Genomic DNA, 14119 nt, shown 5'->3' on the forward strand with positions numbered 1-14119 from the left:
GGGGTCATGTGACCCCGGCGTCTCGTTTGTCAGGCGGCCTTCCGTCGGCGGGACACCAGCCAGACGACCAGGGCGACCGGAGCCCACACCGGGCTGAGGATCGCGACGTACAGCGCTCCGCTGACGACGGTCTTTCCGACGTCGAGAAGCGTCTGGGTCGCGCCCGTGGTGGCCTCGCCGAACCAGTCGCCCGGCTTGAACGCAGGGTCAGACTTGGGTTGGGTGAGCTGGACATTAAGACTGGACATTGCGGCGACGTTGGCCAGGGCCTTCCGTTGGGCTTCAATACTTTCAATCTCTTCCCGCACGTTGGTCAGCCGGTCGCGCAAGTCAAGGGTGTCCTGGAGCCGACGGCTTTGCCGCAGCATCTGGACGTAGGATTCCTCTTCGCCGCGGAGCACCCTCAGGCGGGCACCCATGTCGGCGAGGGGGGCCGTGACGTCCTGGCCGCCCAACGACTCGCTCATCAACTCGCCCATGCGCCTGACGTTGCTCACCAAGGTCTCAAAGCTGGCGGCGGGGACTCGGAGCGCCATATGGCCAACGGTGTCGTGGTCGGTGACGTTGACGCTGCTGGACTCCACGTAGCCGCCCATCGCCTTGACCGTGTCGGTCATCTCTTGCATGGCCTGCTTGGCGTCCTTGACCTTCACCCCCAGCGAGCCGGTCTTGACCACGTCGCGCTGGGTCACATTGGGCATGGACAGGGGCGGTGGGCTGGCGTCCGGGGTCCGGGCCGGGGCGGCCGCCTTTTGTTCGACGGCGGAGTGCGCGGGCGCCCGTTCCTCCATCGGTGTGGCGTCCAGCGCCTCCTTTGACTTCTCCGGCATGGCCCGGCCCGTCGCCCGGTCGGCGGACACCTCTGCCGCGACGACATTTCCCCTAGACCCGAGCTTCGGGACGATCTTGGACCCGACGACCCCGATGACGAAGAAGGCGGCGACGCACTGGACGACCAGCGCAGGGGGTTTGAGGAACCACGGCTTGCACTTTACGGCCGCCCGGGCGCCGTCAACACCCTTGACCTCCGGTTCCTTGATGGTGCTTTGGATCTCTTTCGTGAGCAGTTTCATGAACGTGTACTCCTCGCGAAGGTCATGGTCGCGTTCCAGGGCCAGGCGGACTTCTTCCGCGCGTGACTCTGACAACTCTCCGTCCAGATACGCCTTCAGGTCTTCACGTTCGTTCACACTGCACCTCCTGACAAATCCTTGCGCAGGTTCAAGAAGGCATGGTGAAGGCGAGACTTCACCGTCCCTTCCGGCACGTCGAGGATCTCGGCGATCTCGGCGTACCGGAGCCCTTCGACCTCGTGCATCACCAGCACTTCACGATGTTCGGTGCTCAGGTTGCGGAGGGCTTTGCCCAAGGCCAAGCGGTCGATGACGGCGGACTCCGTGTCAGTCCCGCCGTCGTGCCAGGCCTCAAGGGGCATCGGCTCCAGCCGCCGTTTGCGGGCCAGGGCCATACAGGTGCGGTGGGCGACGCCGAGCAGCCACGTCGGGAACGCTGACCGTCCCGCGTAACTGCCGATCGACTTCACCATGGTCACGAACGTCTCCTGTGCGGCGTCCTGTCCGGCGGTCTCGCCGAGCCTTCGGGCGCAGAAGCGGTAGACCCGGGCGTAGTGTTCGCACACCAGCCGGTCCATCGCGCCGCGGTCGCCCCTTTGGGCCCGGATGACGAGGCCGTCCATTTCAGTTCGCTCGCCCATGGGTGTCCGCCTTCGGCCCGACCGTTCAAAGATATTGACGGCCTGGGACAAAAAAGTGGACGTGGTCAGGGGTAGAGCACGCTCTCGACCCGGCGGTCCTGGAGCAGCTTGGACCTGACGCGGAACGCGTCTTGGGCCTTCAGCCATTCCCAACCCGAGACGCAAAAGAGCCCCAAGTAGACGGTGGCGCCGATGGCACCCATCGTGTTGGAGAAGTCGGACGGTCGCGTGCCGAGCCGCATCATGGGGACCATGATCATGTTGAGCATGTAGAGGGCCCAAGTCGCCCAGCGCAGCTCCCGCCGCGTCCTGTCGCTCATTTCCAGCGATGGGTGTAAGTCTGAGGGCGGCAGAAGAGACTCGATATGTCCGTTGGGAGGCGACTTCAACCAGTCGTCCAGTCCGGCAAAGAACGCGGCGAACTTGCGACGGGTCGCGTAGTCCTCGAACGGGTCGATGGGGGTCAGGCGGATCTCGCCTCGGGAGCCTGCATGGGGCATGGGTAGCCAGAGCGGGGCTCGGCCTTCCGACAGGCGTGGGCGGCGCCTACGGGGCCACATCGGCAATGGAGGCATGTCGTCCCGGTTCAGGCGCCAGACTGACTGCAGGCCCTTGAAATACAGGGTCCCTTCGTGAAGCCAGAGGTAACCCTCGTCAGCGCCGGTGACGACGCCGTCGCGTCGGATAGTGTAGCGCACGGGCACGGCCTGCTCGTCGGGCACCCGGGCCCGGATGCGCTTCAGGCCGTGGCCCATCCAGATGTGGTCACGGACCCGACGGTACAGCACGATGAGGGCGGTTTCTGCCGCGACGACCACCATCAGCGTCTTGAGTTGGATGACGAAGACGGACATCTCGTCTTTGGCGTCCCGGACAAACGAGCCGATGAACATGGCGGCCAGGACGAGGGCCCAGAGGGCGATCCGAAAGCCCAGGGTCTCCCGCCGGTCGTTGACAATACGTTCGGACTCACTGGCAGGCAACCGCCAACCGGCGACAGGTTTGAGGTCACCCCTGCCGTCGACGTCCCGCGTGCCAAACATCCGCACGGTTCAAGTATAGACGGAGCGTCAACGGGGAAGGGTGAGGAGGTGGCTGGTCCAGAGGATGGCGTAAAGGGAGGCGGCCAACCACATGCCCACCTCTGCCGTCCAAAACCGCTTGGTCCTTACCCACTCCAAGACGCCCACGGGCCCGAGGAGGAATGCGGTCTTGGCGATGATGAACACCCCCGGGCCGACCGACCAGAGGGCCGCGAACAGGCGGTTACCTTCGGCGTGCCCCATTTGAAGCCAGGCGAGGGTCGCGACCAAGTCGGTGAGCCCCAGCGTCAGGAGCACGGCAGTGCTCAAGTAGACGCGGCTTCTGCCAAGGGAAGCTTTGGCCTGGCTCATACCCTAAGAAGCGAACGGTGGGTTTAGAGCGTTCCGAACAGACGGTCGCCATAGTCCCCAAGACCTGGGACGATGTACTTCCGTTCGTCCAAGTGGTGGTCCAGGGCGGCGGCCACGACCGGGACGTCGGGATGGTCGGCTTGGAGGACGGCGAGGCCTTCGGGCGCGGCGACGACACACACCATGACGAGGTCTTTGGCTCCGTTTCGCTTGAGCACACTGAGCGCCTGACTCGCCGAGCCCCCGGTCGCCAGCATCGGGTCACAGCACAGGGTCAGGCGACCGGCGAGGTCGGGAAGCTTGCAGTAATAGCTGCTGGCGATGGCGGACTCGTGGTCCCGCTCCAGGCCGATGTATCCCACAGCGACGTCGGGGAAGCAGTCGAGGGCCGCCTCCATAAGCCCCAGCCCGGCCCTGAGGACGGGGACCACGGCCAGACCCTGGGCGAGGACGGCCTGGTCCACCGTCGCTAACGGGGTCTGGACGGGCACAACCTTGGTCTTCAAAGTCCTGGTCGCCTCCAGGACCAGGAGCGTCGCGAGGGTGCGGCTGAGCCGGCGGAACACCGCCGGCTCGGTGTCGGCGTCGCGTAGGCCCGCCAAGAGGTGGGCGGCCAATGGGTGGTCTACGGTCCTCAAGCTCATCTGGGGCCATTGTGGCCGGTCCCCAAGGGGTATCGTTAATGCCCTGTCATGACCCCTTCCGGCTCCCCCGTGGGCGTCGTCTTGGCCGCGGGCCAAGGCACGCGGATGAAGAGCGCCAAGCCGAAGGTGCTCCATCCCGTGTGCGGCCTGTCCATGGTCGAATGGGTCGTGCGCGTCTTGCGCCAAGCCGGGATCGACCGGGTGGTCGTGGTCGTGGGCTTTGGCGGAGACCAGGTCCGGGAGGCCTTGGCGGGACAGAGGGTCGAGTTTGTCGAGCAGAAGGAGCGGCTCGGCACCGGTCATGCGGTCATGCAAGCCGCACCCTTGCTCGCCGGGCACGACGGCGTGACCGTCGTGAGCGCCGGCGACACACCGCTCCTGTTGCCGGAGACGGTCAAGTTTCTGATCGACTCGTGCAATTCAGGGGCGACCGCGGCCCTTTCGACCGCACATCTGCCCGAACCGGGTTCATACGGGAGGATCGTCCGCGACGACGCAGGGCGGTTTCAGGCCATCGTCGAGGCAAAAGACTGCACACCCGAGCAATTGCGTCTGACCGAGTGGAACCCGGCCCTCTACGCCTTTCACAACCCGGCGTTGCTGGCCGCCTTGCCTAGGCTCACCCAGGCGAACGCCCAGGGTGAGTACTACCTCACCGACGTGTTGGGTTTGGTCGCGACGGACGGACACCGGGTGGACGCGGTCCCTGCCGAAGACGCCGACCAATTTGACGGGGTCAACGACCGCTGGCAACTCGCCGAGGCGGGCACCAAGATGCGGAGGCGCATTCTGCGAAGGCACGCCGAGGCCGGCGTCACCGTCCTGGACCCGGAGAGCACGACGGTCGGGCCGGACGTCGTCATCGGGCCAGAGACGGTCGTCCATCCCAACACGATCATTGACGGGGCGACGACAATCGGGGCGAATTGCGAGCTCGGGCCAAACACCTGGATCAAGGACTGCGTCCTAGGTGACGGTGTCCGTGCCTACATGAGCCATCTGGAGCGCGCCGAGATGGGTGACGGATGCCGGTGCGGGCCGTTCGCCAACATGCGCCCGGGAGCCCGGCTGGCCCCCAATGTCAAGATCGGCAACTTCGTCGAGGTCAAGAACTCGACCCTTGGGGCGGACACAAGCGTCTCCCATCTGACCTACATCGGGGACGCGGAGGTGGGGGAACGGACCAACATCGGTGCCGGGACGATCACCTGCAACTACGACGGGTTTGCCAAGCACAAGACAACGATCGGGAGCGACGTCTTTGTGGGTTCAAACAGTACTCTTGTCGCTCCCGTCAATGTCGGTGACGACAGCATGGTCGCGGCGGGTAGCGTCGTGACCAAAGACGTTCCCGAGGGGGACATGGCGATCGGTAGGGGCAAGCAGGAGAACAAAGACGGATGGTACAGGCGATGGCGAACCACGAAACAGAGCAACGGCCAGTGAACGGGGACTTGAGCGGCATGAAGCTCTTTGCGGGCAACGCGAACCGAGACCTCGGGCACCGTGTCGCCGAGTATCTGGGTGTCGAACTGGGCAAGATCACGAGCACCAAGTTCAGCGACGGCGAAATCCGCCTCATGGTGGACGAGAGTGCCCGTGGCAACGACATCTTCATCATCCAACCGACGTGCCAGCCCGTCAACGACAGCCTGATGGAACTGCTCATCATGCTCGACGCCTTCCGCCGGGCGAGTGCGCGGCGTTTGACCGTCGTCATGCCCTATTACGGCTATGCCCGCCAGGACAAGAAGGTCAAGCCTCGCGAGCCCATCACCGCCCGGCTCGTCGCGGACTTGATCATCGAGAGTGGGGCCAACCGAGTCGTCGCCGTCGACCTCCACGCCGAGCAGATCCAGGGGTTCTTTGACGTCCCGGTCGACCACCTGTATGGTGGCCCGATCCTGGGCCGCTACCTTGTGGAAGAGGGTTTTGCGGGCCAAGACGACGTGATCGTCGTCAGCCCCGACGTCGCCGGGGTCTCTCGGGCCAGGTCCCTTGCCGAGATGCTCAAGTGCCCGATCGGCATCGTCGCCAAGCGCCGACCCGAGCCGAACAAGGTGGACATAGTCGAGATCATCGGTGACGTGGCGGGCAAGCGGTGCGTGATGATCGACGACATGATCGACACCGGCGGATCCATCATCCAGGGGGCCGAGGCCCTGCTGAAGCGAGGGGCCAAGGAAGTGATGGCTTGCTGCACGCACGCGGTGTTCAGCGGCAACGCCAGCCAGAGGCTCCAGGACAGCGTGGTCAGCCGGATCATCTCGATGGACACGATCCCCATCGAGAGTTCAAAGCTGTTCCCGAAGCTCACCGTCCTCCCCATCGCGCCGCTCCTGGGCGAGGCGATCAGGCGTATCCACGTGAACGAGTCGGTCAGCACGCTCTTCCATGACTGGCGCTGAGCCAGACCCGGCGGAGAGCCTCGAGTGGGCCGTCCAATTTGGAGACGGCCAGGACGGGAAGAGGGTCGTCGTGGTCGCGGTGGCCGTCTTGGCCGGCCTGTTCGCGTTTGCTTTCTTGAGAAATATCTTGGCGTCACTCCTCGGTGTCGGAGCGGTATTGGTCTCCACAGCCGAACTGTTTCTTCCGATCAGGTTCACCCTTGACGAGCAGGGGGCGCGACGGAAGTGCGGTTTGAGCGTCGTGGAGGTGAAGTGGGCGGACGTTCTCCAAGTTGTGGAGTCAGAGGACGGGGTGAGGCTGTCGACCGTCGCACCAGGGTCGAAGCTGGAACCCTTCCGAGGCGTGTTTTTGCGCTTTTCTGGCAACCGGGACGCCGTATTGGGCAAAATACGCGCACTTCAAACAAGCCATGCAGACTCTGTGGGACAGCGAACTGACGCCTGACGAACGGGACGCCTTGGTCGACAAACTGGTGTTTGAGATCAAGAAGCGCCGAATGGAAGCTCCAGCGATCTTCTTCCTGGAGTCGCACAAGCCAGTCGCCGCCTTGGCTGGCCACGCGATGGTCGCGTTCGCGCCTTTTCTGGTACCGTTTGTGGGCATGGAGGCGGTCAACGACTACAGCCGCCTTCTTCTGAAGCGTGAAAACGTCGAGCTGGTCATCCAGGCCCTGGAGCAAGACGACGCCCCCCGTGGACACGAGGCCACCCCGACATGCAATACCTAGACACCGGATGGTTCGGCGTCCTCATCACCCTGCTGATGGTGGCGTTCGTGCTTTTGAACATTGCCCGTGCGAAGGGAAAGAAGGAACTCTTTATCCGGCGGATCGCCGGCCTGAACGCCCTTGACGACGCCATTGGACGCGCCACCGAAATGGGCCGGCCGATCCTGATGGTTCCGGGCATCGGTGCGCTTAACGCCATCTCAGTCCAGGCGATCAATATCTTCAAGCAGGTCGCCAAAACGGCAGCGCAGTTCGGCACCCCGATCCGGATCTGCTGTGCCGACGCGGCGGTCTACACCGTCGCCCAGGAACTGATCCGCGACGTCTATCAGGAGCAGGGGATGATCGAGCGGTTTGACGCCCAGACCGTCCAGTTCATCAGCGACCGCCAATTTGCCTTCGCTGCCGGCGTCAGCGGTATGGTCCTCCGCGACCAAGCGGCGGCGTCGTTCCTGCTTGGCGAGTTCTACGCCGAGTCGTTGATCTTTGCCGAGACGGCCAACGCCATCGGTGCGATCCAAATCGCGGGTTCGACTAAGACGGCTCAGACGCCGTTCTTCATCGCGGCATGCGACTATGTCCTGATCGGCGACGAGTACTACGCCGCCAGCGCCTATCTCACCCGGGAGCCCGTGCTCGTCGGGAGCCTGATTGGTCAAGACTGGGGCAAGATTCTGATCGCCCTTCTCGTGACGGTCGGGTTCCTGTTCAACTCGATCGAGCGGGTCCAGCCGGCCACCCAGCACCGCGACGAGGACGACAAAGGCAACGCGGTCTGGAACCAAGTCGATCCGGCCACGGTGAAGGAGAATGACAAGCTCAAGAAAGCCTCCGACACCTTCATGTACCAAGTCTTCAACCCCTTCATCACCGAAGACATGAAGAAAGTCGAACGACAAAAGGACCCCAACGCGCCGGTGGAGGAAGGCAAGTGACCGAACTTCTTGCCCAAGCCCGCCTGACGTTCTTCGGCATGACGCCGAACAGCCCTGAGCTTTGGGTGAAGATCGCCGTCACCTTCTTTCTCGGCGTGGTCGTCATGGTCAGCCTGACCAAGGTGCCGCCCCGGTTTCGCCGCTATGTCACGTTGGCGTTCACCTTCGTCTCCGGGCTTTTCTATGTGCTGCTGTGGCTGTGGCCGGTGCCCATCGCCCGGGAGCCGGGGCAGTTACCCAACAACGGAGTCGAGGCGTTCGGCTTCTGGCTCGACGACGCGGTCCCTCGCGTCGCCGACGTCGCCCAGATCCTTACCGCGTTCTTGCTGGGGCTCGGCATCATGAGTCTTCTCACCGTCCACAGCCAGCGGATCCGGCGCAAGGCACCCGACTGGAAGTTCAGCGTGGTGCTGATGGTGTCGTTGCTGACGATGGTCTCGTTTGGCTACGTGGACTGGATCCAAAGGAAGTTCCAAGACCCCAAGGGCCAATTGCTGGAAATGGCGAACTGGGGGCCGGTCCAGTATGGGCAAGACCTCCTCTTCGACGGCGCGTACCAGCAGATGGAGGCGGCGATGTTTTCGACGATCGCGTTCTTCATCCTTTCCGCGGCCTACCGGGCGTTCCGGATCAGGTCGATCGAATCGACCGTGCTCATGGGGAGCGCGCTGATCTTGATGCTCAGTCTGATGGGAGCCCTCGACTTTGTCTGGACATCAGGGGTGGATCACATGATCGCCCAGACGCACATCGTGTTCTTGGAGAACCTGAAGATCAGCGAGATAGCCAGTTGGGTCAAGACGGCGCTACAGACTCCGAGTATCCGGGCCATCGAGTTCGGTGTCGGCTTGGGGTCGGTCGCCATGGGCCTGCGCATATGGCTCGGCCTTGAGCGTGGTGGGGTGAGCGCCTGATGAACGCGGCATTTTGGGAGCGGTTGCAAAAGATCGACCGCCGCATCCTCTATGTGATCCTTGTCGCCTTGACTTCGGTCGGGCTCTTTATCAAGGCGGAGATACCCGTCACCGTCGACGACTCGTCGGCCGACCTCTACGCCAAGTTGATGAAGATGGACCCCAACAAACCGGTGATCGTCCAGACCGACTGGACCATCTCGACGCGGGGTGAGAACATGGCCCATCTGGAGTGCCTCTTGCGCATCCTGATGGCGCGAAAAATCAAGTTCGTCTACTACTCGGCGACGCCGGACGCCCCTGCGTTCCAGGTTGCCACCGACGTCATCCGCAACATCAACGAAGAGCGGAAGAAGATGAACCTTCCGACGTACTCAAGGGGCACCGACTACATCGGGCTCGGCCTCTTCCCGAACGCGGAGGGCGCCAACGAGTCGATGCGGAACGACATCAAGAAAGCTTGGGGCGGTCGTCGCGTGCGGATGCCGGACGGCAAGGAGCAGGAGATCTTCGACACGCCGGTCTTGAAGGGCGTGAACACGATCGGCGACTTCAGCCTGATGGTCGTCATCACCGCGTCGGACACGATCGACTACGCCGTCCAGCGGCTCAACGACAAGGTGGACCTCGCGAGCATGGTCACCGGGGTCGTCGCGCCGGGGAACCTGCCGTACTACCAAGCCAAGCAGCTCAAGGGGTTCGCAGGTGGATTGAAGGGGTGCTACGACATGGAGTACATGATGAAGCACGGCATCAACCACCCCGAAGAGGGCGGCAAGATCTACGTGAAGGCAGGAAAGATCGTCGGGGAAGTCCCGCCGCTGGGCCAGGGTAAGGACATGGCCCGGGCCACCCAGTACTACGCCGACCTCCACATCGCCTTGACCTTGTTGATCTTGGCCGTGGTCGTCGGCAACGTCGCGATGTTCGCCCAGAAGGCGGGCAAGAAGGGAGGCGCCTAAGTTGGACCAGTACCTCTTGATCAAGCTCACCGTCGGCGTCGTCTTGACGGTCGGTCTGTACAGCGTCCTCTACAAAGAGAACAAGTTCTACCGGTTCTGCGAGCACGTCTTCCTTGGCCTCGCCGCGGGGTACTCGCTCGTTGCGATTTGGACGTCGATCCTCTACGACCAGTGGTGGTTGAAGATGACCGGCGTGCCAGCCGAGGGGGCGACCAAAATGGTGCCCGGCTACTTCATGTACGCCATCCTCGTCCCCATCGGGTTGTGTGGCTACACCGTCCTGAGTAAGAAACACAACTGGATGAGCCGTATCCCGATCGGTGTCATCCTCGGGCTATGGTCGGGCCAGCAGATCAAGAACTGGTGGACCACCTATGGAGCCCAGATCTATGGCTCGATGCAGCCGGTGATCCCGACGACGTGGACTTCGTTGACAAGGCCGGCGACATACACCTTTGACGCCACGGGGGCCAAGGTGCCCCTTTCGCCGGAGGCCGTCGCCGTCATCCGGTCGAACATCTATGCCAGCCAGGCCCTGTCCAACCTGATCTTCGTCATCACGATCGTCACCGCGCTGAGCTACTTCCTCTTTAATTTCGAGCTGAAGGGCAAGTTCTTGCGGAGCTTCAACACGGTCGGGCGCTGGCTGCTGATGATCGGTTTCGGCGCCTTGTTCGGCAGCACCGTCATGGCCCGGTTCGCCCTCGTCATCGACCGCATGTCGTTTATCTGGAACGAATGGTTGCGGTTGGGTAGGTGACCTTCTGTCCGGCGAGCGCACGGCCCAAGCCTTGGTCTTGCGCCGCCAAGACAGCGGCGAGTCTGACCGACGGCTGACCCTCCTCACCGAGGAGTTTGGCAAGTTGGACGTTGTCGCCAAGGGGGCACGGAAATCTGGCTCACGGCTCGCGGGAAGTAGCGAGCCGTTTGTCTTGGCCGAGTTCACGTGGCACGAGGGCCGGGCAAGACGGTTCGTCGTCCAGGCGCGGCCGCAGACATCGTTCCCCCGCGTCCGTTCTGACTATGCGCGGCTCACAGGGGCGTTGGCCTGGTGTGAACTCCTTGCCGTCGCTCTGCCGTGGGAGAGCCCTGCCGAGGGCTACTTGGCCGAGGCCTTGACGGTCGCCCACGCCCTTGAGTCCGCCTCAGACCCGGGGGCGGTCGTCGCCTGGGGATTGGTCCGACTCCTTGAGGTCGAAGGGATCGAGCCCTCTTGGACACGGTGCGTCCTGACCGGCGAGTCGTTGCAGTCGCAGGTCGTCGCGGTGTCTCCGATGGCCGGCGGCTATGTCTCCCTTGACCAGGCATCATATCCCGACGCGGTCTGGACCGACGCGGAGGTGGCGATCACGGCTGCTCGACTGGCCGAACTGACCGAGCCGCCAATTCGCATGAAGAAGTCAGCGGAAACGGTCCGTGCCTTGGTGCAGTACTGGCAGCAGGTCGTCGAACGGCCCTTGCCCGCGGGCGTGTCGTTCGCCTCCGGGCTCGACGACGGCCAGGGAGTACAATCAGAGGGATGAACAAGCTGGGCATCTTGTCGGCCGTCCTCGTGGCCGCCCTGTTGACGGTCGGTTGCGGTGGCCCGGGAAAGTTCTCGGAGCGGCGGAAGGAAGGCGAGGAGAATGTCCTGCGCTATCCGATCAAGAGCAACCCGACAAGCCTTGACCCCGCCATTGTCCAGGACGGCGACACGATCGACATCCTTCAGAACGTGTACGAGGGCCTCGTCGGTTGGGACGAGAACAACCAGCCGGTCGGCTACCTCGCCGAGAACTGGGAAGCCAAGGAAAACGGCAAGGTCTGGGTCTTCCACCTCAGAAAGGGCGTGAAGTTCTCCAACGGGAAGGAAGTCACCGCCGAAGACGTCAAGTGGAGCATTGAACGCGCCACCGACCCCCAACTCAAGTCGCAGACCGCCGACGCCTATATGAACGACATTGTCGGCGTCACCGAGCGGGTCAAGGCCTATGACAAAATTAAGGACGGCCAACCGAAGCCGCCCCTGCCCGAGTTGACCGGAGTCAAGGTCATCGATCCCTTGACCGTCGAGATCGACCTGAAGCAACCGACGCCCTACTTCCTCGGTCGGCTCACCTACATCGCCAGCGCGGTCTTGCCCAAGGGGGCGGTGCCTCCGACCGAGATCACTGACATCAAGGACTGCATCGGTACCGGCCCGTACAAGATCAAGGAGTTCTATCCGAACCAGCTCCTTGTCCTTGAGGCCAACCCCGAATACCACGGCGGCAAGGTCAAGCTAGCCAAGATCGAGCGTCCGGTCATCATCGACTCGCAGACTCGCCTCAACAAGTACCGCAACGGCGAGTTGGACATGTTGCTGCTCGACCGTCAGGACGTCAACGCCCTCAAGCAGGACGCTGTCCTCTCGAAAGAGATCGTCGCCTATCCTCGCCCGTCAATCTATTACGTCGCGTTGAACCAGCTTGTCTATAAGGAGTTCAAGGACCTCCGCGTCCGACAGGCGTTTGCCATGGCGATCGACCGCGACAAGATCGTCAACGAGCTGCTGGAAGGACTCAGCAAGAAAGCGGACAGCATTGTCCCGCCCGGTGTCAAAGGGCACCGCGACGTGGCGGCGGTCTACCCGTATGACGTGACCAAGGCCAAGGCCCTGCTCGCCCAAGCGGGTTTCCCCGACGGAAAGGGTCTGCCTGAGTTCGAACTCACCTTCCGTGACGGCCAGCCCGACGTCCAAGTCGTCGCCGAGGCGGTGGCCAGTCAGCTGATCGCGAACCTGGGCATCAAGGTCAAACTCCACAAGATGGAATGGAGGGCCTATCTGGAGCGGTTCAACAAGAAGGAACAGGGGTTCTATCACATGCGGTGGGCGGCCGATTACCTTGACCCACAGAACTTCTTGAGCCAGATGCTCGCGACTTGGGGCCCCGAGAACAAGCTCGGATATGCGAACGCCGAGTTCGACCGGCTCTGCAAGCTCGGGGACACGACGCTTGACTACGACGCCCGCGTGCCCTTCTATCAGAAGGCGGAAGACGTGGCGTTGCAAGACGTCGCTTGGATCCCCATCTACTTCCAGAAGGACTACGAACTGCACAAACCTGGTGTCACCGGGCTCAGAGAGTCGCTCTTTGGGCACTTGCAGCACACTACGACCAGTATTTCTCGGTGAATGGGGAGCGTCGTCCGCCGACTTGAGTTCCGTCGGCCATATCTCGGGCCGGTCTGGACGCCGCCTAGCGGGCTAGACCTGCCGGTGGTCGGTGGCACGGGCTGGCAGAGCAACGGCGGGGTGAGCAAGCGTCACCCCGCCCGGGCCCTGCCGCTTTCGATGGAAGTCCCCGTCCCGGTGCTTGAGGGGCCCGCGACCCAGATCCACCTTGTCGGCGTCTTCGCCTTGCATAGCGGCGAGAAGGCCGAGGTGCCGGGAACGTTGGGGGGCCTGTTCGAGGCGGTCGACGCCAATGGGAAGTCGGTGCGCGTGAACCTGGTCAACGGCAGGCACTACAACGACGCCACCGAAGTGGCGGCCATCGAACGGGTCGCCGGTGACGGCACCAGCCTGCTGACCATTTCGACTGCCCTCGTCGACGATGTCAAGGTGAGGGTCGACCGGCTGACGGTGGACATGCCCGGCGGCTTCACGCCGCGCAAGATCATCTTCCGTGACCTCGGCTCGCCCGCCAGCTTCATCATCTTTGACGTCTTCATCGAGTGCCAGGAGGCCAAGAGTTGCCCGATGCACGGCCGGGGCAGTGACATCGGTCTTGGTGAGATCGGGAGCATGCTGAGGCTCCGCGACCGGCCAAGGTTCGAGGCGTCCCTCAGCCAGGTCATCGAGGCCCTCAGGGCGGCGCCCGACCTTGACACGGCGAAGGGCTTGGCGGTCACATTCCTCGGAGTCGTCCTGTCGGCCCTCTTCGAACTGGGTTCCAGCCATGAGCGACACGGGTTCCTGCTCGATGCCGTGCGGACGGTCGACGCTCTGGCCGAGCAGGAGGCCGTCGTCCACCGTACTCTGGAACTGGTCGACAAACTGGTGGACGAGGTCTTCGAGGACGTCGGGGACGCCTTGGTCGACCGGGCGGTGGCCCTGGTCGAACGCAACTTCGCCCGAGAAATCTTGGACGACGAGATGGCAAGGCTTCTGGGGGTCAGCACGTCGCATTTCCGGTACCTGTTCCGACGGCGCACGGGACGCCCCTTCCACAAGTATCTCGTCGCCGTCCGCTTGGAGAAGGCCCACGAGTCGATCCTCCAGACCGACGCGACGATCTTATCGGTCGCCGAGTCGGTGGGGTTCAGTAGCCCCGCCCACTTCAGCCGCGCGTTTCTCAAGCGGTTCGGCTACCCACCGTCCGCCCTCCGGAACGGCGCTCGCCGCACATTCCGTTGAAGCTACCGGTGGAGAGGCTGGCCGGCTCCGCCGACAATCAAG

16 protein-coding genes are annotated in these 14119 nt (G+C 63.2%); 11 read left to right on the plus strand and 5 right to left on the minus strand.

Translation table 11 applies throughout. The annotated features are described in order from the left end of the window. Positions 1–29 precede the first annotated feature (29 nt). The 5 genes from KF857_06460 to upp all read right to left on the minus strand — a co-directional run bounded on the left by KF857_06460 (position 30) and on the right by upp (position 3752). Positions 30–1190 (minus strand): DUF4349 domain-containing protein, encoded by a 1161-nt coding sequence (locus KF857_06460; protein ID MBX3111635.1) that lies wholly within the window; start codon positions 1188–1190, stop codon positions 30–32. Further along, complete coding sequence (locus KF857_06465) at positions 1187–1714, minus strand: RNA polymerase sigma factor (GenBank protein ID MBX3111636.1); 528 nt, start codon at positions 1712–1714, stop codon at positions 1187–1189. Before KF857_06465 ends, KF857_06460 begins: the two co-directional genes overlap by 4 nt. Positions 1715–1779: 65 nt before the next feature. Then, positions 1780–2757, minus strand: a complete 978-nt coding sequence (locus KF857_06470) for a hypothetical protein (GenBank protein ID MBX3111637.1) — start codon at positions 2755–2757, stop codon at positions 1780–1782. 27 nt (positions 2758–2784) lie between these two features. Continuing rightward, entirely contained in the window at positions 2785–3108 is a 324-nt protein-coding gene (locus KF857_06475) for a hypothetical protein (GenBank protein MBX3111638.1), read from the minus strand. 23 nt (positions 3109–3131) lie between these two features. Further along, positions 3132–3752 carry a uracil phosphoribosyltransferase gene (gene upp, locus KF857_06480; GenBank protein MBX3111639.1) on the minus strand — a complete coding sequence of 207 codons (621 nt, stop codon included), beginning with the start codon at positions 3750–3752 and terminating at the stop codon, positions 3132–3134. 48 nt (positions 3753–3800) lie between these two features. On the opposite strand from upp, the gene glmU reads away from it, so the two are divergent. Genes glmU through KF857_06535 form a run of 11 tightly spaced genes read left to right on the plus strand, consistent with a single transcriptional unit; the run spans position 3801 to position 14077 of the window. After that, positions 3801–5198, plus strand: a complete 1398-nt coding sequence (gene glmU, locus KF857_06485) for a bifunctional UDP-N-acetylglucosamine diphosphorylase/glucosamine-1-phosphate N-acetyltransferase GlmU (protein MBX3111640.1) — start codon at positions 3801–3803, stop codon at positions 5196–5198. 8 nt (positions 5199–5206) lie between these two features. Beyond that, positions 5207–6160: a ribose-phosphate pyrophosphokinase gene (locus KF857_06490; protein MBX3111641.1), complete on the plus strand. Its 954-nt coding sequence runs from the start codon at positions 5207–5209 to the stop codon at positions 6158–6160. Then, positions 6147–6605, plus strand: coding sequence for a hypothetical protein (locus tag KF857_06495; protein MBX3111642.1), 459 nt, complete (start codon positions 6147–6149; stop codon positions 6603–6605). Before KF857_06490 ends, KF857_06495 begins: the two co-directional genes overlap by 14 nt. Continuing rightward, positions 6571–6888 carry a hypothetical protein gene (locus tag KF857_06500; GenBank protein ID MBX3111643.1) on the plus strand — a complete coding sequence of 106 codons (318 nt, stop codon included), beginning with the start codon at positions 6571–6573 and terminating at the stop codon, positions 6886–6888. The genes KF857_06495 and KF857_06500 overlap by 35 nt, the downstream gene beginning before the upstream one ends. Continuing rightward, positions 6876–7823, plus strand: coding sequence for a hypothetical protein (locus KF857_06505; protein MBX3111644.1), 948 nt, complete (start codon positions 6876–6878; stop codon positions 7821–7823). The genes KF857_06500 and KF857_06505 overlap by 13 nt, the downstream gene beginning before the upstream one ends. Further along, complete coding sequence (locus KF857_06510; GenBank protein ID MBX3111645.1) at positions 7820–8737, plus strand: hypothetical protein; 918 nt, start codon at positions 7820–7822, stop codon at positions 8735–8737. The genes KF857_06505 and KF857_06510 overlap by 4 nt, the downstream gene beginning before the upstream one ends. Next, on the plus strand, positions 8737–9699 hold the full coding sequence (locus KF857_06515) for a hypothetical protein (protein MBX3111646.1): 963 nt from the start codon (positions 8737–8739) through the stop codon (positions 9697–9699). Before KF857_06510 ends, KF857_06515 begins: the two co-directional genes overlap by 1 nt. A gap of 1 nt (position 9700) precedes the next feature. Then, positions 9701–10459, plus strand: coding sequence for a hypothetical protein (locus tag KF857_06520; GenBank protein ID MBX3111647.1), 759 nt, complete (start codon positions 9701–9703; stop codon positions 10457–10459). Between the two features lie 37 nt (positions 10460–10496). Then, complete coding sequence (gene recO / locus KF857_06525) at positions 10497–11222, plus strand: DNA repair protein RecO (protein MBX3111648.1); 726 nt, start codon at positions 10497–10499, stop codon at positions 11220–11222. Next, entirely contained in the window at positions 11219–12853 is a 1635-nt protein-coding gene (locus KF857_06530) for a peptide ABC transporter substrate-binding protein (protein ID MBX3111649.1), read from the plus strand. The genes recO and KF857_06530 overlap by 4 nt, the downstream gene beginning before the upstream one ends. Further along, positions 12854–14077: a helix-turn-helix transcriptional regulator gene (locus tag KF857_06535; GenBank protein ID MBX3111650.1), complete on the plus strand. Its 1224-nt coding sequence runs from the start codon at positions 12854–12856 to the stop codon at positions 14075–14077. Positions 14078–14119: the final 42 nt, after the last annotated feature.

Source organism: Fimbriimonadaceae bacterium, from assembly GCA_019638795.1.
Classification (GTDB): Bacteria; Armatimonadota; Fimbriimonadia; order Fimbriimonadales; family Fimbriimonadaceae; genus JAHBTB01.

What these genes read in the sequence shown, in the direction of transcription:
- KF857_06500 (MBX3111643.1), top strand. Translation starts at nt 6,571, where the DNA reads ATGCAGACTCTGTGGGACAGCGAACTGACGCCTGACGAACGGGACGCC.
- glmU (MBX3111640.1), top strand. Translation starts at nt 3,801, where the DNA reads ATGACCCCTTCCGGCTCCCCCGTGGGCGTCGTCTTGGCCGCGGGCCAA.
- KF857_06465 (MBX3111636.1), bottom strand. Translation starts at nt 1,714, where the DNA reads ATGGGCGAGCGAACTGAAATGGACGGCCTCGTCATCCGGGCCCAAAGG.
- KF857_06515 (MBX3111646.1), top strand. Translation starts at nt 8,737, where the DNA reads ATGAACGCGGCATTTTGGGAGCGGTTGCAAAAGATCGACCGCCGCATC.
- KF857_06470 (MBX3111637.1), bottom strand. Translation starts at nt 2,757, where the DNA reads ATGTTTGGCACGCGGGACGTCGACGGCAGGGGTGACCTCAAACCTGTC.
- KF857_06495 (MBX3111642.1), top strand. Translation starts at nt 6,147, where the DNA reads ATGACTGGCGCTGAGCCAGACCCGGCGGAGAGCCTCGAGTGGGCCGTC.
- KF857_06475 (MBX3111638.1), bottom strand. Translation starts at nt 3,108, where the DNA reads ATGAGCCAGGCCAAAGCTTCCCTTGGCAGAAGCCGCGTCTACTTGAGC.
- KF857_06530 (MBX3111649.1), top strand. Translation starts at nt 11,219, where the DNA reads ATGAACAAGCTGGGCATCTTGTCGGCCGTCCTCGTGGCCGCCCTGTTG.
- KF857_06505 (MBX3111644.1), top strand. Translation starts at nt 6,876, where the DNA reads ATGCAATACCTAGACACCGGATGGTTCGGCGTCCTCATCACCCTGCTG.
- upp (MBX3111639.1), bottom strand. Translation starts at nt 3,752, where the DNA reads ATGAGCTTGAGGACCGTAGACCACCCATTGGCCGCCCACCTCTTGGCG.
- KF857_06535 (MBX3111650.1), top strand. Translation starts at nt 12,854, where the DNA reads ATGGGGAGCGTCGTCCGCCGACTTGAGTTCCGTCGGCCATATCTCGGG.